Source organism: Pseudomonas sp. P9_35 (assembly GCF_034008205.1).
Classification (GTDB): Bacteria; Pseudomonadota; Gammaproteobacteria; order Pseudomonadales; family Pseudomonadaceae; genus Aquipseudomonas; species Aquipseudomonas kilonensis.
Genome location: NZ_CP125373.1, coordinates 4,430,713 through 4,457,450 on the forward strand (window position 1 = coordinate 4,430,713; position 26,738 = coordinate 4,457,450).

Sequence of the window (26,738 nt, forward strand, 5' to 3'; positions counted from 1 at the left end):
CGCTTATGGGAAAAAGAGCCAGATTTATTTTTATGGTCAGCCGTTTGGGCCTGCCCCTTTTCCTTCACGCTTCAATGAAGAACCCTACGACTCTCCCCAATCCTGATCCTGTCGAGCGCCCTGTTTAAAGCATCCAAGGCATCGAGCAAGGCTTTCGCCTCAGCCTCCCGACCATCGCCCCAGAGGCGTTCGGCCATTTTGTTCAGTGCCTGGATGGAGCGCTCAATGTCAGCAGCAGTCGCGGCTTTGCTTTCCTGATGTTTCTTTGGCATTGATTAAACCTCCCTCGGGGCGTAGCTCATCGGCTTCAGGAAAAACTGGGGACAAGCCACAGTTTTGAGCTCACTTACAATCAGCCTGCCCCCTCGATCCTCTCCGCCCTCGCCTCATCCACTCGCATCATAGAAGTGGTTCAGCACCATCAGCTCAAACACCGCCACCAGCGCGCAGAACGCGATGAAACCGGGGCTGAAGACCCGCTTGGGCTTGGATGGGCCGTCGCCCAACCAGGTCGCGTCGGAGTAAAAGGAAAACACTACGAGAAATACCAATAACGCATAGGTCCACGCCTTGCTCCAGACTCCCTGTGTTTTCCATTGAGTCATCCGCGCTCTTCCGCAACCCGCTTTATTCGCCGACTCATGACGCAGGTTAGCCAGGATCGCATTACTTGGCTTTTGCGCTCTTGATGTCACTGATGATTTTCTGGGAAATAGCCTGGACCTGCTCTTTGGTCATAGCCGACATGACACCTTCCCAAGCCGACGAGGACGTGTCATAGGTGCGAGTTCCAATCAGGCGACCCGATTTCAAGTCCGAGTAGTCTGCACTGGAATTGACCCACGCATTTCCCACCATGACCCCGGCTCCGTAGCGTGCGCCTGGAGTCAGGTAACGGAAATTGGTTACGTTGATCTTGATACCGACACCGTCCTTGCCCTCGAGGCTTGATGCCTGAGCCTCTTTAAGGCTGTAGCCGGCGCGAGTTGCTTCGACTTGCAGGGCGTCATTCCACTCTTGCTTCAAGCGAGACCAGTCCTCGTTTTGTTGAACCTTGCTATTGCCTTGAAAGTTTACGATCAGGTTCTGCTTCGCTGACTCCTGAATGACGAGCGTTTCAGTCCCGCCGCTTTTTACAGAGGCAGCGCATCCGCTCAACATCAAAACAGCTACAGCGCAGGACAGCGCAATCGAAAGCTTGGATGTGTTCATTGAATTTCCATATCCACAAAACCGGTTGAGAGAAGAGTTAAATATCCCGCAGAGCCAGATGGGCCCACACGCTGGACGCGCAGAATTTAGCACCATTACTTCGCTGCTACGAGCCAAGGATGGGCCAGCAAAGATTGGGACAGACCAGGTGCGTGCATTAATCTGGCGGCCTCAGAATCGTGGTTTGTCACTTCTTATCGGCACGAAAGCAGCCCTTACACAGATGCCTATGGGCAGCTAATAGCTTTTCGAGACTGCTTCTTGGTCCACAGCAGACGACCATTGATTCTTCCCTCAGACCATGACTCGGTAACCAGAGCACAATTGCCACTTAGGTTCTCAACAAACGACCTTGGATAGCCTTCAGGCGCTTCTCCACCCAGACGCATCCAATTTGGATCTGGCGAGGTCACTGATTGATAAGGCATGCAGGCTACTAGTGTGACCAGCGAGAGAGCCAAAACTACCTTTTTCATTTAAGTCCCAATTAATTGACGAGTGTCTGGGCAAAACGCGGAGTGTAGATTGACTGGATGTTTTCCCAGCGCGAGCTACGACGAGGACTTGCTGCAAGTGCCGCTATAGCACCCACCTCAATCGGTGGAAACCAGAAAGCTGGGGACGGACCGCGATTTGAGTTCACGTGTAATCGGACCGCCTCATAATCGTGGTCTGCCTGCGTTTTCCTTGCACTCGCTGCCCACAAGACCATTGTCGCGATTGACGATGAGGAGATAGAGACAGACTCCGATTTGAACTCATGAGCACTTTCCAGCCCACTGTAACGCCACCCTAGCGATGCTCGCTCCCTGCGGGCTCGGCTCGTGAAGAAGGCACGGAAACGACGGCAAGGGTTTAAATTGGACCAGGCTATATCCAAGCGTGCCTGCACCATCTCATTCTTCGCCTGAACGATCTGCCCTGCCAAACTTAGCGCCCTCCTTTTGAACTCCCTGTGAAGCGCCTGCTCCTCGGTCTCGTTTCCCAGTGGCTTAACCTCCATCTCGGAAAATGTGAAAAGCGTTTTGTCGCTGAGCACACAAAACGTGCCGCGACATTTTTGTATTTCACCCTGAAAGACAAAATCGACCGAAATGAACGCACGTTCGTCCATGTCTATGTAGTACAGCGGCTCACCCAGGAGGTTTCGAACTTTTCCGTCCTGGTGAATCCGGCCAAAGGGCGCCCCATCGCTGCCCCGGCCTTTGAAGACCAGGTAGCGGCCGTTCGTGTAGTTGTACGGCATTAACGGTCCTCATTCCGAATAGACATCGGAACACATGATTTGGCCATTCGCTGTTCCCATCCGTGACCCTTTCACGCAACGCTATCAGGTCAGGATTAGCGATGCTCAATTTATCCTGGCGACTGCTCGCCGAACTGCTGGCGCGCCCGGCAATTGCCACCCGGGTCATCGAGCGTGCCCAGCGCCCGCCCTGTGAGGGGACTACGCGGGCGCTGGGGACTGACCACGATCCTTTTCAACCACACGAATCATCGGCACTTTTCCAGCTTGAGATGGGGGGGATGGCATGGTCAAATAACTGATAGCCTTTTGACATGGATATTTCAGTTGAAGCAGTACCGCGGACCCATCCTCTTTTTTTCAGCAATGATCTCACTCTTTGTGCTGCTTCAACTCTGGCATGCACGGTCTGCTTCGGAAGACAAAAAGGAAGAGCGAGAACGCCAGCTTAAAGGGATCGCGCTCATCATGAATGCACAGTCCCCGAAGATGATCGATGACGCTCGCCTTGATTCGGTAACCTATAAGGACGAGATCATGCGTATTTCCTACACGCTTACAAAAGTCTCGAAAGATGAAATCGATTCCGACGCATTTACGAAGGACAAAAAGGCCCTTGCGGCCTCTGTATCCTGCGATGAAAAAGGTCTAGGACAGTTCGTGAAGTCGGGGCTCTTGATCAAATACACAATCAATGACTCAAGCAGTGCTCCGATCACTGACTTTCAGATAGACAAGTCCGATTGTCTTTGAAGGTCAGCCCTGAATAAGCCCGCCTCTCTCGCGGGCTTTTTTATGCGTGCCGTATCCGCCCTCTCGACGTTTCCGCGCAGTCCGTAACAAGCCCTCGAATACATCCCACTGATTCCTTTTTGCTGCTACGCAAAGACTGCAAAGACTGGGGACAGACCACGGTTTTGAGTTCACTCATCATCAGATCGTGGTCTGTCCTCGTTTCCCCCCAGCACCCCGGCTTGAGAATACAGGGGGACGACCAGAATCAGCATCTTGACTTCCCGTATCCAACTGGATACGGTCCACTCATAAATTATCTCATCCAGCAAACGCAGACGTTCACTGCTTGGCATTCATCGGTCCGTGATCTGCGAGCAAAAATCGCTATCGCCCGCCGCATTGATCGCGCCGCAGCAGGTAACCTGGGCGATGTGAAACCTGTCGGTGATGGTATTTCAGAGTTGCGTGTGGATGTAGGCTCTGGCTACCGGGTCTATTTCACCATGCGCGGTGGAGTGGTCATCGTGCTACTGGCGGGTGGTGACAAGTCTTCACAGAGTGCTGATATCCGGCGAGCGAAGAAATTGGCAAAGGAGATTTGAACATGAGCCAACACCTGACGACATTTGACATGGCGGCACTACTCGATAGCGACGAAGCCATCAGTGAATACCTTTCCCAAGTGCTGGCTGATGGTGATAGCGAGGAGTTTCTCCGAGCGATCGGCTATGTCGCCAAGGCCCGAGGCATGGCGCAAATCGCTAAGGACTCTGGCATGGGGCGAGAAAGCTTGTACAAGGCGTTCGCACCCGGATCAAAGCCGAGATTTGATACCGTACTCAAGGTCATTCATGCGCTAGGCATTGATCTTCATGCGCAGCCTGGGCATGCAGCTAATCATTCACCTGCCTGACGAACGTAGACACCGGGGGACAAACCACGATCTTGGGTTAATTTGTAATCGGACCGTCTCATAACCGTAGTCCGTCCCCCGTTATCCTTTTATGAAACGGGCGGCTTATAAGTCGCCCGTCTTCATTATTCCGCCGCCTGCGCCCGCAATCGTCGCCCGATCACATCCATGACATCACAACCATCACGTAACGATGTGGTCAGCAATTTACAAAAATCAGTCAGCACCACCGTGTCCGAGCTGATGTCCGAGCGAAACGCGATATTTTCCAAGACTTGGGTCACCGTGCGGATGCGGTAATCGGCGGTTTCGAAAAGGACGTCCAGAGGCGCTTCGGTGTCGATGAGCAGGGTTGCGGGGATGCAGTCTATGCCAGTGATGGGCATGTATCGGGTCATGAGTAGTACCTTCATTCAATTGATAAGGAGCAGGAGCTTCTGCGCTTCATTCAATCGAGTCGCTAAACCCAAATCGCCATTTGTGCGACACAAAGACAATAAGTTGCATACCCAAATGCTGCAATGCGCTCGTTTCCGAGGTTTGTGTAGGAATTTGCGTCAATGCCTCTCGCGGCGCCCGTTTGAGCCCTCATAGCAGCGCTGCCGCGAGCTCTACAGATAATTATTTTCCGGTGTGATGCTTCGTGCTTAGCACTTGAAAAGTACATTGCACCGGGCACACCACCCTTCAGCTGCGCTCCGGTTCATTGGAAAACGGAGAAGAGGATGACTTGTATCGGCAACCGTCAAAACCAGTGAGAATCCTATGAATCTACGCCGAATCTCGTCGGCTGGAACGCTCATGCCCGCCCCATCGACTATTTGAATAACGCCGCCCGACACCATGCTGTCAATCTGTTGCCACTCACACTGCCAGCCTGTTACCCACGTGAAGTCTCGAATTTGATAGTCGCCGGTGGCGCTTTGGCATTGAGCGAGCTTCTTGTTGGAGAGGTCGAAGACAAAAAATAGGGGGCTTGGATAGCCGAGCAGCTGAGTGTCGTCGAGGCTCAGACCTTCTTTTAGGTTGATGGATGCTACAAGTGCTTTTGCTCGTCGCTTGCGCCGTATCAAGTGCCATATGGCGAGGCAAAAAATAGAAACAGAAGCCAGGAAGAGCTGACGTCCTTCGACTGAAAGCTTATCGGGCCAAAACGCTATCATGCCCCACAAGAGTCCCATCGTCACAAGCCCCGATAACCAGGCGGCGGGGATCACTATACTGTTAGCGAGGCTAGCTCCGAGCGTCCTCAAACAGCTTGTCATAACTGTATCCAATATCATTTATAGAAGAACTCGTAGGTTATCACTCACAGAGCGCTGACTTATGGGAAAAGGGGAGGGATTTATTTTCTAGTCGGCTGTTGATCCAAGCGAATCCATTCGACGAAAGCTCTCAGCGCAGCGAAAATAAATCTGCCCCCTTTTTTCGCCCCCTTTTTCCCCTTCGACTTGACCAGCACACGAGTAGTGAACACCGGCAGAGGACGGCCAGAAGTGGTCACCTGAAATGCCCCCGACCTTCACATCGCCTTGGAAGAGATCGCATGTGCCAACCCAAAACGTGCCTTGAGCAAACGCGGCTAGGCGCGTTCATGCCGCTATAGTCGACTCTATTGCCGACCGTACTTCCAGGAGTCTTTTCCCAGTGTCTGACATGTCGACCAACTTCGCTTACACAAAACGCTTCAACGCCGTCCTCGCCTACATTGATGAGAATCTCGAAGGTGATCTGTCGGTGAATACGTTGAGCCATGTGGCGAACTTTTCGGCATTTCACTTCCATCGACAATTCACCGCGTTCGTAGGCGTGCCTGTTTCACGTTATGTGCAACTGATGCGATTACGACGCGCGGCGCATCGCCTGGCCGCCGTCGCTGATCACTCGGTACTGGAGGCCGCACTCGGTGCCGGCTTCGAAAGTCCGGAAGCATTTAGCAGGGCGTTCAGGCGGGCGTTCGGTATGACGCCGAGTGCGTTCAGGAAGGAGCCGAACTGGCAGGTCTGGAATGCGGTGTTCGCAATCCCTCATTTTTCCAGGACTATCATCATGCAGATACGAATCGTGCAATTCCCTGAAGTCAGGGTCGCAGCATTTGAACACTGCGGGCCCGCCGGGCTCGTCAATGAGAGCGTGCGCAAATTCATCGAGTGGCGTAAGCAGAGCGGACAGTCGCCGGTGGCGTCGAGTCGCAGCTTTGGCATTCCCTATGGCAACCCCGATACGACACCTGCGCAAGCATTTCGCTTCGCAATCTGCGGCGAGATTCACGAGGCCGTGGCGCCGAATGAGTTCGGCGTGCGCGAAATCGTCATTCCCGGCGGTCGCTGTGTCGTGGTACGACATGTGGGGTCACCGGATCACATCGGCGAAACGATCTATCCGATTTACCGCGATTGGCTTCCCGCCAGTGGAGAGGAACTTCGTGACCAGCCGCTGTTCTTCCATTATCTGAGCATCTATCCCGAGACACCGCAGGATCAATGGCAAACTGATGTGTATGTTCCGCTGCAATAGCGGAGCAAGCAGTTTTTGACCCTGAACTGACGTCGATGAATCAGGGTTGTGGATTCAACCGGTCGACGCAACACAGCTAACAAAGGCTGGGGACACAAAGCCTGGGGACAGACCACGGTTTAGAGTTCACTTGTAATCGGACCTCCTCATAACCGTAGTCCGTCCCCCGTTCTCCTTTTGTGAAACGGGCGGCTTATAAGTCGCCCGTCTTCATTATTCCGCCGCCTGCGCCCGCAATCGTCGCCCGATCACATCCATGACATCACAACCATCACGTAACGATGTGGTCAGCAATTTACAAAAATCAGTCAGCACCACCGTGTCTGAGCTGATGTCCGAGCGAAACGCGATATTTTCCAAGACTTGGGTCACCGTGCGGATGCGGTAATCGGCGGTTTCGAAAAGGACGTCCAGAGGCGCTTCGGTGTCGATGAGCAGGGTTGCGGGGATGCAGTCGATGCCGGTGATGGGCATGTATCGGGTCATGAGTAGTACCTTCATTCAATTGATAAGGACTACCACTCAAACGTCGCCAAACGAAAGGGTGGCAGCTGTGCTCGGGTTGGCGAACCGGGAATGAAAGCGAACCGGCAGACTCGAAAGTCTCCCGCACACAGCTGCCATAAAGCAGTCTGCAACTGCAAAAAAGCCCCGCAGTGTAGCAGGAGCTTCTGCGCTTCATTCAATCGAGTCGCCAAACCCGAATCGCCATCTGGGCGACAGAGAGACAATAAGTTACCCCACTCTGATACTGCAATGCGCTGGCTTCCGAGGTTTGTGTAGGAATTTGCGTCAATGCCTCTCGCGGTGCTCGTTTGAGCCCTCATAAGCCACAGCGAAGGGACGTGGGGGAAAGGAATAGGGCAGTTTTTTTCCCAAACCAGCCAAAAAAGACTTTCAGCGCGGCGAAATAAATCTGTCCCCTTTTTCCCTACAACTGCTATCAAAATTCGCATGTCGCTCCCTCAGTGAAAGCCCGAACTTCAGCAAGTACAGATCAGCGTCACATAGTTGTCGGCCGGATATCCAGCCAGCTTTCAGAGCTGCTCCCGGATATCCGATACTTTTGAGTCTCGCCCGCCTTGAAGTCGCTGGAGGACTCCTTCTGTGGCTGGGCAATTTTTAGAGCGCATAATCCTCTGCCCATAGGATCACCGGAGAGTCCGTAAACGTGTCGACCAGGGTCAAGGAAGAAAGTCGCCCTCTCGCCAATTCCAAGACGCCCAGCAACAACGCCATCAATCAACACAGCAGTGTAACAACCACCCCCTGCCATATATCCGTCATCTCGAGTGACCACCATCACTGCAGAGTTTTTCGATCCTTCCTGGAAGGCAAGCAAGCGGTTATCTGGGGTCGGCGTCGCCGCCTTAGGAGGCTCGGTGTAGCTGACACAGCTCGCCAACATCCCTGCCATTGCGAAAACTACCAAGCGCTTCATGGCTACCCCTCTTAGTTGGCGGAAATCTACTACGACAGCACCACTCAAGCATCCTTGCTTGCATTGGATGTCAGAAATGAAAAAGCCAGCGGGTGGGCTGGGCCGGCATTCAATCTCTGGAAACTACTTGAAGCTGGACGGAATCACAGGCACCTCTACGACCTTCCCGTCCACCATCCTGAAGGAAATCACGCGGCTTGCTCCGCTCATCCCGTTCGCATGGCTCCATATCCACATCTGACCGTCAGCTCGGGAAACCACAGAGTACGGAGGTCCCATGATTTGAGTGACCTCGTCCTCGGTCATCCCGACCTTAACTTTCCTGGCATCATCGTACGAAAAGTTCGTCCCTGCGCAGCCTGAAAGCACAAGCGCCAATACAGCAGTGACGGCGAAGTTGATAATCCTCATGGCTCGTCCTCATCCTGAAAGAGCTGACTTTGGCACCGGTCTCCGCCTGTACGAATTGCCAGTAACCCCCTTCGCCAGACAGTCGGCTCACCCGTACGTGAGCACCGCGCGCTCACGGCCGCCCTCACCAGTACTGGTAGCGACTCCCGCGCTTCGTCACCTCCAGCGGGTAGCTCCCCTTTGTGCTCTCCCATACGCCACCTCCGTTGACAGTGACGTAGACAGTCTCAGTCCCCACCGTGGAAACCTTGACCTCGTTGTCGGCTGCACGCACCGTGGCATCCGCCGTCGCTGACATGGCCATGACAAAGGTCTTCCCGTGCGCGCCCCCGGCCACGGAGCAAGAGATGAGCGAGATCACGGCACCGGCCGCTAGGTAGGGCCTCACCGTCGTTCCGAAGGTGGCGGGGTGAAGATGCCGCGCGTGGCCGGTCTTGTAGGAAATGTCGCAGCCTGGCTGAGCTGATTCCTCGTGGCCGGATATGGTGAGAAAGGCCGCGTGTTCTCCGTGCGTGCCAATGATCAGCAAGTCGACTGGCTGGGCCTTGGCGAGGACTGCGAGGAGGGTCGCTGGGTTGGCGTTGGCCGCTACGGCGGTGAAGGTGTCTGCGGCGAAACGCCGTCGCATCACCGGGACGCAGTTCAAATTGTCGTCGCTCGCAAAGTAAACCACGTTCGGCATGATCAATCCCTTCTCATGATCCTTCATCCAAACATAGCTGATTACTTCGATGGTCACAAATGACGGGAAAAGGAGACGGATTTATTTTCTAGCCGGCAGCTATTTGATACAAGTGAATCCATCCGTTGGAAGCTCGCAGCGCAGCGGAGCAAAAAATAAATCTGTCCTCTTTTCTTCCGCAATCTTGGCGAAAAACTTTGGTTCTATGTAAAAAAACCAGTGCTTTTTTTCTGTATGGTGTGTCAGATCCCGCCTTGAAAAGTGATTCCTATCTGGCGGCGCCAAACGGAAAAAGTTCCATGCTCCGGCCTCACTACGCTCTGATAGAATGACCTTTTCGCATGATGGGATAGCACTGTGAAGGGAATTTGGGGACGGATTACTAAGTGGTCAGTCGGCACATTAGGTGCTGCTGGCGTGGCACTGATCGCATACGTTGTTGAGCATGGGGATTTACCTACTTGGATATCATCTGCTCTGAGTGGGCTTTCAAGCTTCTTACGGGCTGAAGTACCTTGGGCGTTCTGGGAAATTCTCATAGCATTTCTAACTCCCTGTGCGATTTTAGGTGCGCTTATAGTTATGCTGTTACGGAAAAACTCTGTTGATGTAGATGACTACAATACTCAGAATGATATGTTGATAGCTACTGACGCCGCTAAGAATCAACTGGAGAAACAGCACAAAAAATTAACGTCTGATCATGCCAAGCTTCTGACCTCAGTTGAAGCGCTAACGCTTTCAAATTCTGACTTGGTCGCACAGAATGAAGAGTTGAAAAAGGAAGCTGCCGGAATAGCTATCTCAACTGAGTCAAAAAATATCAATATCGACAGAACTTCTCTGTCTGTGCTCAATGCCATTGCTACTTTAACTGAGCGTGATGTAAAGGTGGAGTTGGACAATATCGAATCTCTGGTAAGAATCGGGAAGATACAAAGTCATGCTTCTTTGGATGTACTCACTAGAAGCTGGATTGGTTTCCGCGTCTGGCAATGTCCGGGGAATATGCTATCGCCTTACTGCTGAAGGGCGAGCTTACTACTTGAGGCGTAAAGACTAAGGAGAAAAGGGGACAGATTTTTTTCTAGCCGGCTGCCAGTTGACCCAAGCGAATCCATTTGATGGGAACTCTCAGAGCAGCGGGGCAAAAATAAATCCGCCCCCTTTTCTGCAAGTTATCTGGAGGTGCTTGCATAGTCTATCCTCTACACAGGCTTGGCGAACCACCACAACTCAAACAAGCCAACGAAGCGGGCGCTTAATGCGAAGAACGACGGCCATTATCGACCTGATCACTCTACTCCATAGCGGCGCCCTTCAGTTCCAGCTTCCGAAAAGCGAATCACTTAAAGTAGCGAATTAGCAAGCTCTTCGGAAACAATTTCATAAAGGCGACTTCTGTTCTGATCATTTACATCCCCAACAGATGTAAGGACATGATCATAAAAGGAGTGATTACCCATTAAATCCAGGTTAACGGACTGTGGATGCTCAGACATTGTTTTCTCAATAGCTCTGCGTATCGACCGCCGAATCGGGCTAGCGTAATTCCTTTCCTTGGAATAGGTTAATCTCTTTATTCGAGCCACATCGGCAGATAGATCTTGCAACATTTCAAGCATAACTTGATCTGGACTGCCTACTCTTTGCTCCAGCGAAGAAACAGAAAATGTCCCGAAGCTTTTCAGGAACGACGTTTCGCCTCCAGCAATCCCTGCTTTGTGGGTTGCGATGACTTTTTCCGCGAGGGCAGCTTTAAAAGCCGTTACCTTGCTAAACCGAAGATCGCGAGGATAGCTAATATGTTCAATCACGCCCGTATCGAACGAATAGTCTGTTTTATCATCCTTAATAATCACGGTCGGCTTATCAAATGCAAGTCGCATACCCAGTTCAAACATCACGTTAGGGTTCTTGCAACTGACATCACAAACTACAATATCAGACGAATAGATATTCTGTACGATCCTTTTTTGAATCACCCCCACGTCATCTTGCTCGCTAACCAACTTTACCGAAATATCATAATCATTAATTGCAACTATAGACTCCAATATAATACTCTTTACTTCTATCCAATGCTCGGCCGAACAACCATCAATAGTTGAGATAGGCATTACAAGCCCACAAGTTATTGTTTCACGAGTATTTTTTTCTCGCGCTGCGTCTGGTGTCGACACCGTACCTTTCGCCATGAGCATCTCCTTGGTAACATAAAAGCACATCAGAACTCGCATAATGGCATGTAGCCTTTATTTTCTCTATCAAAGATTTTCAGCACTTCAAGCATATACCACGCGCGCCCCCCGATCCGTTTATGCCCCGATCAGGCCACAACCATGCTCAGAGCCCCCATCTGGTCACGTCACAGAACGAACACACTAATAAATATGCTGGCTAGTTAAGGGGACGGACTCTGAGGGATCCCCGAATTTTCTTACGCAAAATCAAGAAGTTGGAATATTGAAGAGACCTGCATGAGTCGGCAGCTTGTGTTGCTCCACACAAAACAAGATCCCGCCCCATTTAGGCCATCCGATTCTTACACAGCGCGCTCGCCCAAGCACTTCCCGGTGTTCATTCTCGTCGCCTGAAAACGTTGATGTGTTGTGTTAGCACATTACTGCGAGGACGTCGGCTCACTCTGACGGGGCTTGGTCGATTCTTGCCAAGCAAAGCCTATCCCAAACACACCATCAAACGAGTGGATCGGTTACTGGGTAATCGGCATCTGCAAACCGAGCGCCCGCTGTTCTACTGGGTCATGCTGCGAGCCTTGTTGGGCTCACTGAAGCATCCGTTGATCCTGGTTGATTGGTCATCCATTGATGTGGCTGGAGAGTTCTTTTTGTTGCGCGCTGCCATCCCGTTGGCAGGACGCTCGTTCCCGATCTATGAAAGCGTTCATGAGCGCGAGGGTTGTCCCAAATATCAAAAACGATTGCTGCAAACGTTGGCCGAAATGCTCCCAAAAGACTGCGTTCCGATCCTTGTGGCTAATGCAGGTTTTCGCCGGCCATGGATCAAAGCCGTCGAGGCGCAAGGCTGGTATTAAGTGGGGCGCGTGCATAACCGGGATCTCTACCGAAATGAATCAGACACTTGGCTGCCCGTTAAAAACCTCTACGCTCTGGCATCGTCGTCACCGAAGTCATTGGGGCGGATCGAGATGACCCAAAGCGCCCCGTACATCATTCATCTGTACTGCGTTAGGCATTCGGCAAAGGGGCGAAAACACCTGCGTGTCACCAGTTCAATTGCCAAAAACAAACTCAGTAGGCAATCGGCCAATCGTGAACGAGAGCCCTGGTTGTTGGCCAGCAATCTGCCGAAAGATCAATGGAATCCATCGAGAATCGTGGCCATTTACAAAAAGCGTATGCAGATAGAAGAAGGCTTCAGAGATGTCAAAAGCGAGCACTTTGGCGTAGGCGTCACTCGCCACCGAAGCCAATGTCCACGCCGAATCGAGGTACTTTTGCTGATCTCGGCTTTGGCTAATAACATTGTTTGTTTAACTGGGTTGCAGGCCCGTGAGGCGGGTCATGAGCGTCGCGTTCAAAGCAATAGCCTTAAACGCCGACGAGTGCTATCGCTGTGGCGGCTGGGCTTGGAATACTGGCGCAGCGGACGCGGCTCAAATTCTCGAAACACCCTGGAGAGGGTTGAGCACGCGTTGCGAGCAGAGGTCCATCAAGAGGCGCAGGCATTGGAGTAGATTTGGGGAGCCCTCAGGGACAGACCACAATTTTGAGTTCCCTTGTAATCGACCCGCCTCATAGTCTTGGTCTATCCTCGTTTTCCCCTGCCAAGCACGCGGTAGATCGAGAGTGGCATCGCATGTCAAAAATGAGCACTGCTTGCATTGTGCCATTAGTACGCTATAAGTATGGAAACCCTGTCCTCTCGCCGAAAGGAAGCAATTATGCGAGCCGGCCTACTGCTTTCAGCGATACTCTTGAGCGGCTGTACCACCACTGAAAAATTTTTTGAAGCCTTCAAGCAACAAAACCTTGCCAATCAAGGCTATTCATCCAGATTAATAACCCCCGAATCCACGGCCCCTACCAGCATTGAAGAGCTGCTTAAGAAGGGAGAGGATTCAAGTAGATCGGAGAATGAGCAAAGGAAAATCAGAAACTTTGAGCAATCTAAACTCCTTGCCAAATCAGAAGTAAATTGCAACTACTTTGTTGAGAGTATCCACAACCAGCGCGCCGCAAGAAATATAAGCTTCGGCACAATGACAACTATCGCCTCAACTGCTGCTGCCATCGTGGCAGGCAGAGCAGGTCAGAACCTTGCAGGTACAGCCGCCGTCCTCAGCTCCACCAACAACTCGATTAATCAAGAGATGTACCAGGGCATCTTAATGCCCGCTATCACCAAAGAAATTCTTCAAACAAGAAAGGATCTATACGCAAAGATTGCTACGCGCCAGCAAGATGATATTAGTGCCTACCCATACCCTTTAGCAATAGTGGACGCAATTGCCTACCACAACCTCTGCTCCATTCCATTCGCTCTTGTAGGTTTAGTAAACAAGGCAGAAGCAGCCCCAACTAGCGCCATCGATAACAGCGCTGCAATCCTCTCAATTGACAATGAAATAAATAGAATAAAAAACTTACTCAACGACTCAAGTTTGGGTTTTTCATCCGAAGAAAAGTCTACTCTTAGCAAACAAATACTTGCACTAAACGAGCGCCGCAACTTATTCGTAACCGCCCATGCCTTGCCCCAGGTCAAAGGCCAACCTGGCAATCAGCCCCCTCCTGTAGCTCCGCCCGTTGCGCCAGCAACTGATACTCCTGTCCCACTTTCTATTCCTGGTCTCGAAGCTCAGTAAGTGAAACTGGGGGCGGACCAGTTAATTTATAATCAGCCCTTCTCATCACAGTGATCTGTCCCCGATCAGACACTTAATCCATCCGAATCGCCGGGAGGGAAGGGGGATGGATTTATTTTTCTAGCCTGCAGCTAGTTGATCCAGGCAAATCCATTCGATGGAAGCTCGCAGCGCAACGAAGCAAAAAATAAACTGCCCCCTTTTTCGCTGCTGAAACAGTACGTAAAAAACGGGACAAACCCCGATTTGAGTCACTTGTAATCGGCCCATCTAATAATCGTGGCCAGTCGCCGTTTTTCTTCTGAAAGGAGAGCCACGGTACCGCCCCCCTGCTCGCTCAAGCAATGAGGGGCCTTGGCTGACTTGCAGGCTGGTTCCGCAATCTGTTGACCTCAGGACGTGTTCGCGCGCACAACCTGAAACCGCCCTCTCTCTATCCACCGCAACGCAAAAGCCCCGATCCAAGTCGGGGCTTTCTCGTTTCTGCTAGACGCAAAACCCCCTCGACGGCGGGCTGTGCTTATTAGTTTTTGCAAAGCACCTGCGGAGCCGCAGCATGCGTCAGCTTTTGTGGGACCACAATGGAAGTGCCAGGCACCGCGCTCAACTCGAGAACCGCCAACATGCAAATTAGCGCTGGCTCGCCATCTTCGCTTGGTCTGCTATCCACCCCTACCACCGCTTCGTAGTCTTTCCCTGGTTCCAGCTTGTAAACGAACGCCTGGCCACCACAGGTCCGGTAAGAGCTGCCGTTGCCCGCAATGGTCGCGCCCTGAGTCGCAATCTGGAATGGCAAATCCGTCCTGACGCGATACTCGGTTACGACCTCTTTGTAAGCCCCTTCTCCCATCCGAATTGCAGGGATGTACTGGATAAGACTGGGCCAAACTCTTTTCGGTATGCCAATGCTCGCCGACTTCAGGGGATACTGCGGATAGTTGATGCTCGCCGTACCGTCCTGCCCGAAACGTCCGGCTTCAGCCATTTTATGCCGGGTAGCAGGAGCACAACTGCCGACGACGCTATCTCCGTACACATCGGAGTTCGTGATAACGCGAACACGCGCCACTCCCTCTGATTGAGCAGGCTCTTCGTATGGAACTGATGGTATTCCAGAGCAACCAGCAAGTGCTAAAGCAAGAAAAGTTACGGAAGTGACAACCCGCATGACCATGTCCTTATGTGTACGCCAACAAAAAAGGGCCCACCTTTCGGTGGGCCCTTCTAGACCGCCCAGCAGAGCGGATTTTGTTTGGTAGGCGCGATTGGACTCGAACCAACGACCCCCACCATGTCAAGGTGGTGCTCTAACCAACTGAGCTACGTGCCTGCTGTGAGGCGGCATTCTACGGAATTCCGGAGGGGTGTCAACACCTTTTTTTCACCTAACCCTATGAATATGCAAAATATTTAATTTCGCCGATGCGACGAAGATTTGGCGGTGGCTGGCGGCCGATTTTTATCTCGGGTAGGATCGCTGCATTCGTAAAAAATATAAAACAGAGGTTGCAGAATGGCGAACAGATCCTATCCAGCGTCCTATTACGCCGCATCGGCCAACCCGGTTCCTCCGCGCCCTGCCCTGCAGGATGACGTCGAGACGGATGTTTGCGTGATCGGCGCTGGTTACACCGGCCTGTCCTCTGCGCTGTTTTTGCTGGAGAACGGTTTCAAAGTCACCGTGCTTGAGGCCGCCAAGGTCGGCTTTGGGGCTTCGGGTCGTAACGGCGGACAGATCGTTAACAGTTATAGCCGCGATATTGATGTGATCGAACGCAGCGTCGGCCCTCAGCAGGCGCAGTTGCTGGGCAACATGGCGTTTGAGGGTGGACGAATCATTCGTGAGCGGGTGGCGAAGTATCAGATTGAGTGTGATTTGAAGGACGGTGGTGTATTCGCTGCCCTCACCGCTAAACAGATGGGCCACCTGGAGTCGCAGAAGCGTTTATGGGAGCGTTTCGGGCATACCCAGCTGGAGTTGCTGGATCAGCGGCGCATTCACGAGGTGGTGGCTTGCGATGAGTATGTGGGCGGCATGCTCGATATGAGCGGCGGGCATATTCATCCGCTCAACCTGGCGCTGGGCGAAGCGGCGGCTGTGGAGTCGCTGGGTGGGGTGATTTATGAACAGTCGCCAGCAGTGCGCATCGAGCGTGGCGCGAGCCCGGTTGTGCATACGCCACAGGGCAAGGTCAGGGCCAAGTTCATTATCGTGGCGGGCAATGCTTACCTGGGCAATCTGGTGCCGGAGTTGGCGGCCAAGTCGATGCCTTGCGGTACGCAGGTAATCGCCACCGAGCCGCTGAGCGATGAACTGGCTCATAGCCTGCTGCCTCAGGATTATTGCGTCGAAGACTGCAACTACCTGCTCGATTATTACCGACTGACGGGCGACAAGCGCCTGATCTTCGGTGGCGGCGTGGTGTATGGCGCGAGGGATCCGGCGAACATCGAGGCGATCATTCGGCCGAAGATGCTCAAGGCCTTCCCGCAGCTCAAGGATGTGAAGATTGATTACGCCTGGACCGGAAATTTCCTGCTGACGTTGTCGCGTCTTCCGCAAGTCGGGCGGCTGGGGGATAACATTTATTATTCCCAGGGCTGCAGCGGCCATGGCGTGACGTATACGCACCTGGCGGGCAAGGTCCTGGCTGAGGCGCTGCGTGGTCAGGCTGAGCGTTTTGATGCGTTTGCGGACCTGCCCCACTATCCTTTCCCTGGCGGTCAGTTGTTGCGTACGCCGTTTGCGGCGCTGGGGGCCTGGTATTACGGGTTGCGGGATAAATTGGGGTTCTGAAGCCGCCAACACCAAGGGCTGCTTCGCAGCCCAGCGGGAGCAAGCCCCCTGGCCACGGGCTTGTTCCAATCTTTCAAATCCCGAAAACAAAAAACCCCGGTCTTTCGACCAGGGTCTTTGCTATCGACTAGAAGTAGCTTTGCAGCTTTCTTCTTAGCTTCAAGGCGTTCAGTGGGCCTCGAAGCAGATATGGCGCAGCGGACGGGACTCGAACCCGCGACCCCCGGCGTGACAGGCCGGTATTCTAACCGACTGAACTACCGCTGCGTATCGCTATGGACTTGCGTCCAGTTAACTCATCTGATCCAAACCCTTGGGCTTGAATCTCGAACCAGGCGAACCTGCTTCGGAAAATATGGCGCAGCGGACGGGACTCGAACCCGCGACCCCCGGCGTGACAGGCCGGTATTCTAACCGACTGAACTACCGCTGCGCGTCGGTGGAGGCTTTTGACAGCTTCCGTCTTGCTTTCGCAAAACTCTCGTAAAACATGGTGGGTGATGACGGGATCGAACCGCCGACATTCTGCTTGTAAGGCAGACGCTCTCCCAGCTGAGCTAATCACCCTTTGCTTCGTTGAGGCCGCGAAATTTACGCAGGTACCGAAGCTAAGTCAATAGCAGGGTTGAAGTTTTTTCAAAACAGTTCAAACGGCACCCGCAACTGCACTTACGTATAAATCATTTTCTTGGTCATGCCGCCGTCTACGACGAACTCCTGCCCCGTGACAAAACCGGCATTGCGCGACAACAGCCACGCCACCATCGCCGCCACGTCCTCTACCGTGCCTACCCTGCCCGCTGGATGCTGGGCGTGATCGGCGTCGGTCAGCGGCTCTGCGCGACGCTGAGAGGGATCACGCGCGTCGATCCAGCCAGGGCTGACGGCGTTGACCCGGATCTCCGGCCCGAGACTGATTGCCAGGGCATGAGTCAGGGCCAGCAAGCCGCCCTTGCTCGCCGCATAGGCTTCGGTGTCGGGTTCCGATTGCGCGGCGCGGGTCGAGGCCAGGTTGACGATGGCGCCGTTGTGAGCGCGCAGATACGGCGCGCAGTGCTTGGCCAGCAACATCGGCCCACCCAGGTTCACCGCCAGGACCCGATTCCAATAAGCCAGGTCCAGGCTTTCCAGGGTGATGTTGTGCGGATCGGCAATGGCCGCGTTGCACACCAGCGCGTCGAGCCGCCCGAACTGCCCGAGCACCTCGGCGATACCAGTGGCGACCTGCGCCTCGTCCGCCACGTCCATGGCGATGAACCAGGCATTGTCGCCCAGGGTCTTCGCCACCTTGGAACCGCGCTCGCGGTCCAGGTCGGTCAGCACCACCTGCCAGCCTTCACAGATCAACCAGGCAGCGATGCCCAGGCCGATACCCCGTGCGGCGCCCGTAACCAGTGCAACCCGGCCATGAGTGCCGCTCGGCGGCGTAGCCAGCTCGATCACAAGGCCGCCAACCCGCGGGCCAGGTCGGCTTGCAGATCGGCCACGTCTTCCAGGCCGACCGCAACGCGGATCAGGCTGTCACGAATACCCGCCGATTCACGTTCCTGGGGCGACAGGCGACCGTGGGACGTGGTGCTCGGGTGGGTGATGGTGGTCTTGCTGTCACCCAGGTTGGCGGTGATGGAAATCAACCGGGTCGCGTCGATGAAGCGCCAGGCGCCCTCCTTGCCCCCCTTGACCTCGAAGCTCACCACAGCGCCGAAACCGCGTTGCTGACGCAAGGCCAGGTCATGTTGCGGATGGCTCTTGAGGCCGGCGTAATGCACTTTCTCGATGCCGTCCTGCTGCTCCAGCCACTCGGCCAGGGCCTGGGCGTTGGCGCAATGGGCTTTCATGCGCAGGCCGAGGGTTTCCAGGCCCTTGAGGAAGATCCAGGCGTTGAACGGGCTGAGGGTCGGGCCTGCAGTGCGCAAAAAGCCCACTACTTCCTTCATCTGCTCGCTACGACCGGCCACCACGCCACCCATGCAACGGCCCTGGCCGTCGATGAACTTGGTCGCCGAATGCACCACCACGTCCGCACCCAACTTCAGCGGTTGTTGCAGCGCCGGGGTACAGAAGCAGTTATCGACCACCAGCATGGCGCCCTTGGCGTGGGCGATTTCCGCCAGCGCGGCGATGTCCACCAGCTCGGCCAGGGGGTTGGAAGGCGACTCGACGAACAACAGCTTGGTATTGGCCTTGATTGCCGCATCCCAAGCGGACAGGTCCGCCAGGGGCACGTAATCGACTTCCACGCCAAAGCGCTTGAAGTACTTTTCGAACAGGCTGATGGTCGAGCCGAAGACGCTGCGCGACACCAGCACGTGGTCGCCAGCGCTGCACAGGCTCATCACCACGGCCATGATCGCAGCCATGCCGGTGGCAGTGGCCACGGCTTGCTCGGCACCTTCCAGGGCGGCAATGCGCTCCTCGAAGGCCCGCACGGTCGGGTTGGTGTAGCGCGAGTAAACGTTGCCCGGCACTTCGCCAGCAAACCGTGCGGCTGCATCGGCAGCGGTGCGGAACACGTAGCTGGAGGTGAAAAACATCGGATCGCCATGTTCGGCTTCCGGTGTACGGTGCTGACCCGCGCGAACCGCCAGGGTATCGAACGCTACGCCTTCAAGGTCGCTGTCCAGCCGACCGGCATCCCAATCCTGACTCATGCTGTCACTCCTAAAATCGGTTTAAACGCAAACCGGCCCCTCAGGGCCGGTTGGTTAATCAGTTGTTGTACAGATCGATGATCGCACTGACCGCCTGAGTCTTGGCCTTGGACGCATCGTTACGTGCGTTCTCGATCTTGTTCAGGTAGGCCTCGTCGATGTCGCCGGTGACGTACTTGCCGTCGAATACCGCGCAATCGAAGTGCTCGATCTTGATCTTGCCGCCACCGACCGCTTCGATCAGGTCCGGCAGGTCCTGGTAGATCAACCAGTCGGCGCCGATCAGGTCGGCCACGTCCTGGGTGGTACGGTTATGAGCGATCAGCTCATGGGCACTCGGCATGTCGATGCCGTAGACGTTAGGGTAGCGCACGGCCGGGGCCGCAGAGCAGAAATACACGTTCTTGGCGCCGGCTTCACGGGCCATCTGGATGATCTGCTTGCACGTGGTGCCACGCACGATGGAGTCGTCCACCAGCATCACGTTCTTGCCACGGAATTCCAGTTCGATGGCGTTGAGCTTCTGGCGTACGGATTTTTTCCGTGCTGCCTGGCCCGGCATGATGAAGGTCCGGCCAATGTAGCGGTTCTTCACGAAGCCTTCGCGGAACTTGACGCCCAGGTGGTTCGCCAGCTCCAGGGCCGCGGTGCGGCTGGTGTCCGGGATCGGAATGACCACGTCGATGTCATGGTCCGGACGCTCGCGCAGGATCTTGTCGGCCAGTTTTTCACCCATGCGCAGGCGGGCCTTGTAGACCGAGACGCCGTCGATGATCGAGTCCGGACGCGCCAGGTAGACGTGTTCGAAGATGCACGGGGTCAAGGACGGGTTGGTCGCGCACTGACGGGTGTGCAGCTTGCCGTCTTCAGTGATGTAGACCGCTTCGCCCGGGGCCAGGTCGCGAATCAGGGTGAAGCCCAGCACGTCCAGGGACACGCTTTCGGAGGCGATCATGTATTCGACGCCTTCGTCGGTGTGGCGCTGGCCGAACACGATCGGGCGGATACCGTGGGGATCGCGGAAGCCGACGATGCCGTAGCCGGTGATCATCGCCACCACCGCATAGCCGCCGACGCAACGGTTGTGCACGTCGGTCACGGCGGCGAACACGTCTTCTTCGGTAGGCTGCAGCTTGCCGCGCTGGGCCAGCTCATGAGCGAAGACGTTGAGCATCACTTCCGAGTCGGAATTGGTGTTGACGTGGCGCAAGTCAGATTCGTAGATCTCCTTGGCCAGTTGCTCGACGTTGGTCAGGTTGCCGTTGTGCGCCAAGGTGATGCCGTAAGGCGAGTTGACGTAGAACGGCTGGGCTTCAGCCGACGTCGAGCTGCCCGCGGTCGGGTAGCGCACGTGGCCGATACCCATGTGACCGACCAGGCGCTGCATATGGCGCTGGTGGAACACATCACGCACCAGGCCGTTGTCCTTGCGCAGGAATAACCGGCCGTCATGGCTGGTCACGATACCGGCAGCGTCCTGGCCGCGGTGCTGGAGCACGGTTAGCGCGTCATACAGCGCCTGATTGACGTTCGACTTACCGACGATACCGACGATGCCACACATGCGACGCAACCCCTACTTAATGGATCTGAACTGAACACACTTACTGCGGCGTTTTGGCCATCGGCAAGAGGTGTTCCTTGAACGGTATTTCAGCGGGTACGCTGATACCGCTGGCAAGCCACTGACTGCTCCAACCCAGGATCAGGTTTTTGGACCAGTCTGCGACCAATAAAAATTGAGGCACGAGCCGGGACTCCTGCCACCACGTATCCTGCTGTACCGGCCCCAGGCTCAAGAGCCCGACGGCCACGACCACCAGCAACGCGCCACGCGCCGCGCCAAAGGCCATGCCCAGGAACCGGTCCGTCCCGGAAAGCCCGGTGACGCGAATCAGTTCGCCGATCAGATAATTGATCATTGCGCCAACCAGCAAGGTGGCGATAAACAAGATGGCACAGCCCGCGATCACGCGAGCCGACGGAGTTTCGATGTATCCGGCGAGGTACTGGGACAGCGAACCACCAAACATCCAGGCCACGACTCCCGCGATGATCCAGGTCAGCAGCGAGAGGGCTTCCTTGACGAAGCCGCGGCTCAGACTGATCAATGCGGAGATGGCGACGATCGCAACGATCGCCCAGTCAACCCAGGTAAATGGCACGGTGCAGCCTACAGACGGATAAGGCGGCGCATTTTAGCAGAGCGCAGGGCTGTCGGTAAGCTGCACGATTCAAATCAGCTAAATCGCTGTCAACCGCGCTCTGGCTGGAAGCGCACCACAAAACCCTTGAGGTTCTGCTGGCGGCTGAGCAGATCACGCAGGCGGTCGGCTTCGGCACGCTCGATCAGCGGCCCGACAAACACCCGATTCTTGCCATCGGCGGAACGGATGTAGGCGTTGTAGCCCTGGCTGCGCAGGGTTTTCTGCAAGTTCTCGGCACTTTCGCGACTGGTCAGGCTGGCCAGTTGCACCGACCAGCTGACCGACAGGCCATTGGCATCCACACGACTCTGCGTGGTGTCCGGCTTGGTGGGCGCCGCAGTGATCGGCTGGCTCGGGGCCGGCTTGATAGCCGGTGTTGCTGGAACAGGCACCGGCGCGACAGTCGGTTTGCTTGGCGCGGCGGGGGCAGGCGTGGCAGGGGCAGGTGCAATCGGCGTAGAAGGCACCGCAGGCTGCTCAGCCAATTCCTCGTCGCTTGGCACAGGCTCCTGAGGCAACGCCTGGGGCTCGGGCACCGCCACTGGCTCGACTTGCACAGGCGGCACCGAAGGCGCCTGGGGCGCGGCCGGCGCGTCGACCGTGACCTGGCGTTGCTCGTCCTGACGGGAAAACAGCATTGGCAGGAAAATCACCGCCAGGGCCACCAACACCAGGGCCCCGACCATGCGCTGCTTGTACGCCTTATCCAGCAATGCCATCTGCAGCCTCCTCCGTGGAGCGCCGGGCCAACCATTGAAGGGCCTCGGCAACACAAAAAAATGATCCGAACAGCAGGATTTCATCATCGGCCGTCGCCAGGGCGCACTGCCCTTCCAGCGCGGCGGCCACGCTAGCGTAGGCTTGCACTGAAGCGCCATGGCGCTGCAAGGCTTCCTGCAGCTCAGCCGCTGTACGCGAGCGCGGCGAATCCAGTGGCGTCACCGCCCAATGCTCGACACTAGCACCCAACGCCTCGACAACGCCATCCAGATCCTTGTCGGACAGCAGCCCGAACACCGCCAGGCGCCGCCCCACCACGGGCCGCCGTGCCAGGCGCTCGGCCAGGTACTGCGCCGCGTGGGGGTTATGGCCGACATCCAGCAACAGGTTCAGGCGCTTGCCTTGCCAATCGAACTGACGACGATCGAGGCGCCCGACCACACGGGTCGCCTGCAGCGCCCGGACGATTTGCCCGGCATCCCATGGCAAGCCCAGCAACAGGTAGGCCTGCAGCGCCAGCGCGGCGTTTTCCATCGGCAGGTCCAGCAAGGGCAGATCGTGCAACTCCACCGGATTGCCCTGCAGGTCGCTGCCGCGCCATTGCCAATGCTGCTCGGTCATCGCCAGGTCGAAATCCCGCCCGCGTAGAAAGAACGGGCAGCTCAATTCGCGAACCTTGTCCAGCAACGGCTGGGGGGGATTGAGATCGCCGCAAAGCGCAGGCGCGCCCTGGCGAAAGATGCCGGCCTTCTCGAAGGCCACGGATTCGCGGGTATCGCCCAGGTAATCGGCATGGTCCACGCCAATGCTGGTGACCAGGGCAATGTCTGCGTCCACCAGGTTGACCGTATCCAGCCGTCCGCCCAGGCCCACTTCCAGCACGACCGCATCGAGACCGGCACGGGCAAATAACCAGAACGCCGCCAGGGTGCCCATCTCGAAATAAGTGAGGGTTGTATCGCCTCGCCCGGCTTCCACCGCGGCAAAGGCTTCACACAGCTGGGCGTCAGTGGCTTCGACGCCGTTCACTTGCACCCGCTCGTTGTAGCGCAGCAGGTGCGGCGAGCTGTAGATACCGACGCTCAGCCCCTGAGCCCGCAGCAGCGAAGCCACGAAGGCGCAGGTCGAACCCTTGCCGTTGGTGCCGGTGACGGTGATGACCCGGGGCGCCGGCTTGGCCAGTCCCATGCGGGACGCTACCGTTTGCGAGCGCTCCAACCCCATGTCGATGGCCGATGGATGCAACTGCTCGAGGTAGGCAAGCCAGTCGCCCAGGGTGCGTTGGGTCATAGCCCGGCAGGCACTGGCGGAACCACGATCGGCTCGATCGGTGCGGCGACGAATTTCGGCGTCGGCAGACCCATCAGTTGCGCCAGCAGGTTGCCCAGGCGTGGACGCAGCTCCTGACGATGGATGATCATGTCGATGGCGCCGTGCTCCAGCAGGAACTCACTGCGCTGGAAGCCTTCCGGCAGTTTTTCACGCACGGTCTGTTCGATCACGCGCGGGCCGGCAAACCCGATCAAGGCTTTCGGCTCGCCGACGATCACGTCGCCCAGCATCGCCAGACTGGCGGAAACACCGCCGTAGACCGGGTCGGTCAGCACCGAGATGAACGGAATGCCTTCTTCGCGCAGACGCGCCAGCACCGCGGAGGTCTTGGCCATTTGCATCAGGGAGATCAGCGCTTCCTGCATCCGCGCACCGCCGGAAGCGGCGAAGCAGATCATCGGGCAACGGTTTTCCAGAGCGTAGTTGGCGGCACGAACGAAGCGCTCACCGACGATGGCGCCCATGGAACCGCCCATGAAGGAGAATTCAAAGGCCGAGACCACCACCGGCATGCCCAGCAGGGTGCCAGTCATGGATATCAGCGCGTCTTTTTCGCCGGTCTGCTTCTGGGCAGCGGTCAGGCGGTCTTTGTATTTCTTGCCGTCGCGGAATTTCAGGCGATCCACTGGCTCCAGGTCGGCACCCAGCTCAACACGGCCTTCGGCATCGAGGAAAATGTCGATACGGGCACGCGCGCCGATGCGCATGTGGTGGTTGCACTTGGGGCAAACGTCCAGGGTCTTTTCCAGCTCAGGACGGTACAGCACCGCTTCGCAGGATGGACATTTGTGCCACAGACCTTCAGGCACCGAGCTTTTCTTCACCTCGGAACGCATGATCGAAGGGATCAGTTTGTCTACCAACCAGTTGCTCATGCTTTCTTTCTCCAGTACCGGCGGCCCGAACGCTTTGGTTCGCGGCCCCGCGTATGCCCTTGAGCTAAATTCATTGTGCGGCGAGTCGAGGGGCCGCCACGGTCAGTGCAAGACATGACCTGCGTGCAACCCAACCTTCCTCAGCCATCCCGGCAACCGCACGGCGGCTGCCACTTCGCTATCGGCCCACCCGGAGGCGGCGCCTGCCTGTTTTGTACAGTGCTGGTATGGACGGCGGCAGTCTGCCAGCCGTCACATTGACGACTGGTTACTGCGCACAGCGGCCATGAATGCACGAATCTTTGCAGGGTCCTTGATGCCCTTGCTCTGCTCCACGCCTCCGCTCACGTCCACCGCGTAAGGGCGAACCTGGCGAATGGCCTGGGCCACGTTGTCCACGGTCAGGCCACCGGCCAGGATAATCGGTTTGTCCAAGCCTTGGGGCACCAGCGACCAATCGAACGCTTCGCCGGTCCCTCCGGGAACGCCTTCCACATAGGTGTCCAGCAAAATGCCGCTGGCACTGGCGAACGCTGCGCAACTGGCGGCAATGTCATCCCCGGCCTTGACCCGCAACGCCTTGATGTACGGACGATGCCAGCCTTCGCAATCGGCTTGGGCCTCGTCGCCATGGAACTGCAACAAGCCCAGCGGCACCGCATCGAGTATTTCGCCCAACTCGCAACGACTGGCATTGACGAACAGGCCCACGGACGTCACGAATGGCGGCAAGGCCTCGATGATCGCCCTCGCCTGCTGCACCGTCACCGCGCGCGGGCTCTTGGCGTAGAACACCAGCCCGATGGCATCGGCCCCGGCCTCGACAGCCGCCAACGCGTCCTCGACGCGGGTGATCCCGCAAATCTTGCTGCGAACGACCGGCATGATGGGTAAAACCTCAGGCAAATCCGTGAAAGTCCCGGATGGTAGCAAATGCTGCGGAGGGCGTCAGCCGTCGAGTTCCGAGAAGCCCGTGAGGAAATGTGGCCCGATGTAACGCTCCGGCAGCTCGAACTCATCGCGATATTCGACCTTTACCAGGTACAAGCCAAACGGGTGCGCCGTGACGCCACCGGAGCGACGGACACGACTGTCGAGCACTTCTTTGATCCACTCCACCGGCCGTTCGCCAGCACCAATGGTCATCAACACGCCGGCAATGTTGCGCACCATGTGATGCAGGAACGCGCTGGCGCGGATGTCGAGCACGATTATCTTGCCATGACGGGTCACGCGCAGATGGTGCAATTCCTTGATCGGTGACTTGGCCTGGCACTGGCCGGCGCGAAAGGCGCTGAAGTCGTGCACGCCGACCAGGTATTGCGCGGCCTCGGCCATGCGCTCGACGTCCAGCGGGCGGTGATTCCAGGTGATTTCTTCGTTCAGGTGCGCCGGGCGGATCTGATCGTTGTAGATCACGTAGCGATACCGCCGGGCGATGGCCTTGAAGCGGGCATGGAAGTGCGCCGGCATCACCTTCGCCCAACTGACGCTGACGTCGTGGGGCAAGTTGATGTTGGCGCCCATCACCCAAGCCTTCATCGAACGCTCGACCTGGGTGTCGAAATGCACCACTTGGCCGCAGGCATGCACGCCAGCATCGGTACGGCCGGCGCAATGCAGCGACACGGGCGAGTCGGCGACTTTGGACAGGGCGTTTTCAAGGGTTTCCTGCACCGTCAATACACCGGAAGCCTGGCGCTGCCAGCCACGATAGCGCGAGCCTTTGTATTCAACGCCCAAGGCGATCCGGAAAAAGCCGTCGGCCGCCATTTCGGCGGCCGGGTTGTCTATGTTTGCCAAGGAATTACAGCCTGCTGAGGTACGCAAAGGCGGGCATTATAAGGCCGATGGCTTGGGATGCCAGTCCGACGGGTGATCCTGTGTTGAATGGTCTGGCGCCATCGTCGGATCGCCGCCCGGAGCAAGCTCGCTCCCACAGGAGCCCAGATGATTTTTCAGACCAAGACAAGTCCTTGTGGCGAGGGAGCTTGCTCCCGCTGGGCTGCGAAGCAGACCCTCTCCATGGCGCGTCGAGCACTTTTGCGAGCGCTGCGCACTCGAGCGGGAGCAAGCTCCCTCGCCACAAGAGCAGCGTGAATTGCCCACAAACAAAAACGGCAGCCTCACCGGCTGCCGTTTTTGTT

The 26,738-nt window shown here is 56.2% G+C and carries 27 protein-coding genes, 4 tRNA genes and 1 pseudogene; 8 read left to right on the top strand and 24 right to left on the bottom strand.

Annotation, left to right across the window (positions count from 1 at the left end; genetic code table 11):
• Nucleotides 1-71: 71 nt before the first annotated feature.
• The 4 genes from QMK47_RS19450 to QMK47_RS19465 all read right to left on the bottom strand — a co-directional run bounded on the left by QMK47_RS19450 (nucleotide 72) and on the right by QMK47_RS19465 (nucleotide 2,458).
• Nucleotides 72-272 (bottom strand): hypothetical protein, encoded by a 201-nt coding sequence (locus QMK47_RS19450; protein WP_007895617.1) that lies wholly within the window; start codon nucleotides 270-272, stop codon nucleotides 72-74.
• A gap of 114 nt (nucleotides 273-386) precedes the next feature.
• Nucleotides 387-605 (bottom strand): hypothetical protein, encoded by a 219-nt coding sequence (locus tag QMK47_RS19455; protein ID WP_253476493.1) that lies wholly within the window; start codon nucleotides 603-605, stop codon nucleotides 387-389.
• A 61-nt stretch (nucleotides 606-666) separates the two neighbouring features.
• Nucleotides 667-1,212 (bottom strand): hypothetical protein, encoded by a 546-nt coding sequence (locus QMK47_RS19460; RefSeq protein WP_253476494.1) that lies wholly within the window; start codon nucleotides 1,210-1,212, stop codon nucleotides 667-669.
• Nucleotides 1,213-1,699: 487 nt separating this feature from the next.
• Nucleotides 1,700-2,458 carry a hypothetical protein gene (locus tag QMK47_RS19465; protein WP_258688850.1) on the bottom strand — a complete coding sequence of 253 codons (759 nt, stop codon included), beginning with the start codon at nucleotides 2,456-2,458 and terminating at the stop codon, nucleotides 1,700-1,702.
• A 327-nt stretch (nucleotides 2,459-2,785) separates the two neighbouring features.
• On the opposite strand from QMK47_RS19465, the gene QMK47_RS19470 reads away from it, so the two are divergent.
• From QMK47_RS19470 to QMK47_RS19480, 3 genes are all read left to right on the top strand, one after another.
• Nucleotides 2,786-3,211 carry a hypothetical protein gene (locus QMK47_RS19470; protein ID WP_253476500.1) on the top strand — a complete coding sequence of 142 codons (426 nt, stop codon included), beginning with the start codon at nucleotides 2,786-2,788 and terminating at the stop codon, nucleotides 3,209-3,211.
• 290 nt (nucleotides 3,212-3,501) lie between these two features.
• A complete protein-coding gene (locus QMK47_RS19475; RefSeq protein WP_320390543.1) occupies nucleotides 3,502-3,795 on the top strand; it encodes a type II toxin-antitoxin system RelE/ParE family toxin in 294 nt (97 codons plus the stop codon).
• 2 nt (nucleotides 3,796-3,797) lie between these two features.
• Entirely contained in the window at nucleotides 3,798-4,106 is a 309-nt protein-coding gene (locus QMK47_RS19480; RefSeq protein WP_038858737.1) for an addiction module antidote protein, read from the top strand.
• 125 nt (nucleotides 4,107-4,231) lie between these two features.
• On the opposite strand, the gene QMK47_RS19485 is transcribed toward QMK47_RS19480, so the two are convergent.
• On the bottom strand, nucleotides 4,232-4,504 hold the full coding sequence (locus QMK47_RS19485; RefSeq protein WP_003203821.1) for a hypothetical protein: 273 nt from the start codon (nucleotides 4,502-4,504) through the stop codon (nucleotides 4,232-4,234).
• Between the two features lie 1,249 nt (nucleotides 4,505-5,753).
• Between QMK47_RS19485 and QMK47_RS19490 the strand changes: the two genes are divergently transcribed.
• Nucleotides 5,754-6,623, top strand: a complete 870-nt coding sequence (locus tag QMK47_RS19490; RefSeq protein WP_214510580.1) for an AraC family transcriptional regulator — start codon at nucleotides 5,754-5,756, stop codon at nucleotides 6,621-6,623.
• 213 nt (nucleotides 6,624-6,836) lie between these two features.
• On the opposite strand, the gene QMK47_RS19495 is transcribed toward QMK47_RS19490, so the two are convergent.
• The 4 genes from QMK47_RS19495 to QMK47_RS19510 all read right to left on the bottom strand — a co-directional run bounded on the left by QMK47_RS19495 (nucleotide 6,837) and on the right by QMK47_RS19510 (nucleotide 9,157).
• Entirely contained in the window at nucleotides 6,837-7,109 is a 273-nt protein-coding gene (locus QMK47_RS19495) for a hypothetical protein (RefSeq protein ID WP_003203821.1), read from the bottom strand.
• 517 nt (nucleotides 7,110-7,626) lie between these two features.
• Entirely contained in the window at nucleotides 7,627-8,064 is a 438-nt protein-coding gene (locus QMK47_RS19500; protein WP_320389156.1) for a hypothetical protein, read from the bottom strand.
• A gap of 123 nt (nucleotides 8,065-8,187) precedes the next feature.
• Complete coding sequence (locus tag QMK47_RS19505) at nucleotides 8,188-8,475, bottom strand: outer membrane protein assembly factor BamE (protein ID WP_320389158.1); 288 nt, start codon at nucleotides 8,473-8,475, stop codon at nucleotides 8,188-8,190.
• A gap of 124 nt (nucleotides 8,476-8,599) precedes the next feature.
• Nucleotides 8,600-9,157 carry a hypothetical protein gene (locus QMK47_RS19510; protein ID WP_320389160.1) on the bottom strand — a complete coding sequence of 186 codons (558 nt, stop codon included), beginning with the start codon at nucleotides 9,155-9,157 and terminating at the stop codon, nucleotides 8,600-8,602.
• Between the two features lie 417 nt (nucleotides 9,158-9,574).
• On the opposite strand from QMK47_RS19510, the gene QMK47_RS19515 reads away from it, so the two are divergent.
• On the top strand, nucleotides 9,575-10,186 hold the full coding sequence (locus QMK47_RS19515) for a hypothetical protein (protein ID WP_320389161.1): 612 nt from the start codon (nucleotides 9,575-9,577) through the stop codon (nucleotides 10,184-10,186).
• Nucleotides 10,187-10,506: 320 nt separating this feature from the next.
• Here the strand turns inward: QMK47_RS19515 and QMK47_RS19520 are convergent, their stop codons facing one another.
• Complete coding sequence (locus QMK47_RS19520) at nucleotides 10,507-11,355, bottom strand: hypothetical protein (RefSeq protein WP_320389163.1); 849 nt, start codon at nucleotides 11,353-11,355, stop codon at nucleotides 10,507-10,509.
• A 338-nt stretch (nucleotides 11,356-11,693) separates the two neighbouring features.
• Here QMK47_RS19520 and QMK47_RS19525 point away from each other — a divergent pair.
• A pseudogene (locus QMK47_RS19525) lies at nucleotides 11,694-12,878 on the top strand (IS4 family transposase).
• Nucleotides 12,879-13,085: 207 nt separating this feature from the next.
• Nucleotides 13,086-14,009: a hypothetical protein gene (locus QMK47_RS19530; RefSeq protein WP_320389165.1), complete on the top strand. Its 924-nt coding sequence runs from the start codon at nucleotides 13,086-13,088 to the stop codon at nucleotides 14,007-14,009.
• A gap of 523 nt (nucleotides 14,010-14,532) precedes the next feature.
• Here the strand turns inward: QMK47_RS19530 and QMK47_RS19535 are convergent.
• Together QMK47_RS19535 and QMK47_RS19540 are read right to left on the bottom strand one after the other, a co-directional pair.
• Nucleotides 14,533-15,177 carry a hypothetical protein gene (locus tag QMK47_RS19535; protein WP_320389167.1) on the bottom strand — a complete coding sequence of 215 codons (645 nt, stop codon included), beginning with the start codon at nucleotides 15,175-15,177 and terminating at the stop codon, nucleotides 14,533-14,535.
• Between the two features lie 85 nt (nucleotides 15,178-15,262).
• Nucleotides 15,263-15,339: transfer RNA gene (locus QMK47_RS19540), tRNA-Val, on the bottom strand.
• A 183-nt stretch (nucleotides 15,340-15,522) separates the two neighbouring features.
• Here QMK47_RS19540 and QMK47_RS19545 point away from each other — a divergent pair.
• Nucleotides 15,523-16,806 carry an FAD-binding oxidoreductase gene (locus QMK47_RS19545; protein ID WP_320389169.1) on the top strand — a complete coding sequence of 428 codons (1,284 nt, stop codon included), beginning with the start codon at nucleotides 15,523-15,525 and terminating at the stop codon, nucleotides 16,804-16,806.
• A gap of 190 nt (nucleotides 16,807-16,996) precedes the next feature.
• On the opposite strand, the gene QMK47_RS19550 is transcribed toward QMK47_RS19545, so the two are convergent.
• The 12 genes from QMK47_RS19550 to truA all read right to left on the bottom strand — a co-directional run bounded on the left by QMK47_RS19550 (nucleotide 16,997) and on the right by truA (nucleotide 26,364).
• Nucleotides 16,997-17,073, bottom strand: a tRNA-Asp gene (locus QMK47_RS19550).
• Nucleotides 17,074-17,162: 89 nt separating this feature from the next.
• Nucleotides 17,163-17,239, bottom strand: a tRNA-Asp gene (locus tag QMK47_RS19555).
• A gap of 58 nt (nucleotides 17,240-17,297) precedes the next feature.
• A tRNA-Val gene (locus QMK47_RS19560) sits at nucleotides 17,298-17,373 on the bottom strand.
• Nucleotides 17,374-17,475: 102 nt separating this feature from the next.
• Nucleotides 17,476-18,249: an SDR family oxidoreductase gene (locus QMK47_RS19565; RefSeq protein WP_214510515.1), complete on the bottom strand. Its 774-nt coding sequence runs from the start codon at nucleotides 18,247-18,249 to the stop codon at nucleotides 17,476-17,478.
• Nucleotides 18,246-19,457, bottom strand: coding sequence for an O-succinylhomoserine sulfhydrylase (locus tag QMK47_RS19570; protein WP_214510514.1), 1,212 nt, complete (start codon nucleotides 19,455-19,457; stop codon nucleotides 18,246-18,248). Before QMK47_RS19570 ends, QMK47_RS19565 begins: the two co-directional genes overlap by 4 nt.
• A 58-nt stretch (nucleotides 19,458-19,515) precedes the next feature.
• Nucleotides 19,516-21,021: an amidophosphoribosyltransferase gene (gene purF / locus QMK47_RS19575; protein ID WP_003203840.1), complete on the bottom strand. Its 1,506-nt coding sequence runs from the start codon at nucleotides 21,019-21,021 to the stop codon at nucleotides 19,516-19,518.
• A gap of 40 nt (nucleotides 21,022-21,061) precedes the next feature.
• A complete protein-coding gene (locus QMK47_RS19580; protein ID WP_003179770.1) occupies nucleotides 21,062-21,622 on the bottom strand; it encodes a CvpA family protein in 561 nt (186 codons plus the stop codon).
• 89 nt (nucleotides 21,623-21,711) lie between these two features.
• Nucleotides 21,712-22,383 (bottom strand): SPOR domain-containing protein, encoded by a 672-nt coding sequence (locus tag QMK47_RS19585; RefSeq protein ID WP_320389171.1) that lies wholly within the window; start codon nucleotides 22,381-22,383, stop codon nucleotides 21,712-21,714.
• The gene (folC, locus tag QMK47_RS19590; RefSeq protein ID WP_320389173.1) at nucleotides 22,367-23,674 is read right to left on the bottom strand and encodes a bifunctional tetrahydrofolate synthase/dihydrofolate synthase; all 1,308 of its coding nucleotides are present in this window, start codon (nucleotides 23,672-23,674) and stop codon (nucleotides 22,367-22,369) included. Before folC ends, QMK47_RS19585 begins: the two co-directional genes overlap by 17 nt.
• Nucleotides 23,671-24,591, bottom strand: a complete 921-nt coding sequence (gene accD, locus QMK47_RS19595) for an acetyl-CoA carboxylase, carboxyltransferase subunit beta (protein ID WP_018610823.1) — start codon at nucleotides 24,589-24,591, stop codon at nucleotides 23,671-23,673. The genes folC and accD overlap by 4 nt, the downstream gene beginning before the upstream one ends.
• Before the next feature lie 252 nt (nucleotides 24,592-24,843).
• A complete protein-coding gene (locus QMK47_RS19600; RefSeq protein ID WP_320389175.1) occupies nucleotides 24,844-25,476 on the bottom strand; it encodes a phosphoribosylanthranilate isomerase in 633 nt (210 codons plus the stop codon).
• A 63-nt stretch (nucleotides 25,477-25,539) separates the two neighbouring features.
• Nucleotides 25,540-26,364, bottom strand: a complete 825-nt coding sequence (truA, locus tag QMK47_RS19605) for a tRNA pseudouridine(38-40) synthase TruA (RefSeq protein WP_320390544.1) — start codon at nucleotides 26,362-26,364, stop codon at nucleotides 25,540-25,542.
• Between the last annotated feature and the right edge of the window lie 374 nt (nucleotides 26,365-26,738).

Excerpts from the sequence above, each read along its gene's own strand:
- QMK47_RS19600 (WP_320389175.1), bottom strand. The coding sequence starts at position 25,476 with ATGCCGGTCGTTCGCAGCAAGATTTGCGGGATCACCCGCGTCGAGGAC.
- QMK47_RS19465 (WP_258688850.1), bottom strand. The coding sequence starts at position 2,458 with ATGCCGTACAACTACACGAACGGCCGCTACCTGGTCTTCAAAGGCCGG.
- accD (WP_018610823.1), bottom strand. The coding sequence starts at position 24,591 with ATGAGCAACTGGTTGGTAGACAAACTGATCCCTTCGATCATGCGTTCC.
- QMK47_RS19545 (WP_320389169.1), top strand. The coding sequence starts at position 15,523 with ATGGCGAACAGATCCTATCCAGCGTCCTATTACGCCGCATCGGCCAAC.
- QMK47_RS19505 (WP_320389158.1), bottom strand. The coding sequence starts at position 8,475 with ATGAGGATTATCAACTTCGCCGTCACTGCTGTATTGGCGCTTGTGCTT.
- QMK47_RS19460 (WP_253476494.1), bottom strand. The coding sequence starts at position 1,212 with ATGAACACATCCAAGCTTTCGATTGCGCTGTCCTGCGCTGTAGCTGTT.
- folC (WP_320389173.1), bottom strand. The coding sequence starts at position 23,674 with ATGACCCAACGCACCCTGGGCGACTGGCTTGCCTACCTCGAGCAGTTG.
- QMK47_RS19450 (WP_007895617.1), bottom strand. The coding sequence starts at position 272 with ATGCCAAAGAAACATCAGGAAAGCAAAGCCGCGACTGCTGCTGACATT.
- QMK47_RS19535 (WP_320389167.1), bottom strand. The coding sequence starts at position 15,177 with ATGCGGGTTGTCACTTCCGTAACTTTTCTTGCTTTAGCACTTGCTGGT.
- QMK47_RS19455 (WP_253476493.1), bottom strand. The coding sequence starts at position 605 with ATGACTCAATGGAAAACACAGGGAGTCTGGAGCAAGGCGTGGACCTAT.
- QMK47_RS19480 (WP_038858737.1), top strand. The coding sequence starts at position 3,798 with ATGAGCCAACACCTGACGACATTTGACATGGCGGCACTACTCGATAGC.
- QMK47_RS19500 (WP_320389156.1), bottom strand. The coding sequence starts at position 8,064 with ATGAAGCGCTTGGTAGTTTTCGCAATGGCAGGGATGTTGGCGAGCTGT.
- truA (WP_320390544.1), bottom strand. The coding sequence starts at position 26,364 with ATGGCGGCCGACGGCTTTTTCCGGATCGCCTTGGGCGTTGAATACAAA.
- QMK47_RS19510 (WP_320389160.1), bottom strand. The coding sequence starts at position 9,157 with ATGCCGAACGTGGTTTACTTTGCGAGCGACGACAATTTGAACTGCGTC.
- QMK47_RS19570 (WP_214510514.1), bottom strand. The coding sequence starts at position 19,457 with ATGAGTCAGGATTGGGATGCCGGTCGGCTGGACAGCGACCTTGAAGGC.
- QMK47_RS19585 (WP_320389171.1), bottom strand. The coding sequence starts at position 22,383 with ATGGCATTGCTGGATAAGGCGTACAAGCAGCGCATGGTCGGGGCCCTG.
- QMK47_RS19520 (WP_320389163.1), bottom strand. The coding sequence starts at position 11,355 with ATGGCGAAAGGTACGGTGTCGACACCAGACGCAGCGCGAGAAAAAAAT.
- QMK47_RS19495 (WP_003203821.1), bottom strand. The coding sequence starts at position 7,109 with ATGACCCGATACATGCCCATCACCGGCATCGACTGCATCCCCGCAACC.
- purF (WP_003203840.1), bottom strand. The coding sequence starts at position 21,021 with ATGTGTGGCATCGTCGGTATCGTCGGTAAGTCGAACGTCAATCAGGCG.
- QMK47_RS19530 (WP_320389165.1), top strand. The coding sequence starts at position 13,086 with ATGCGAGCCGGCCTACTGCTTTCAGCGATACTCTTGAGCGGCTGTACC.
- QMK47_RS19485 (WP_003203821.1), bottom strand. The coding sequence starts at position 4,504 with ATGACCCGATACATGCCCATCACTGGCATAGACTGCATCCCCGCAACC.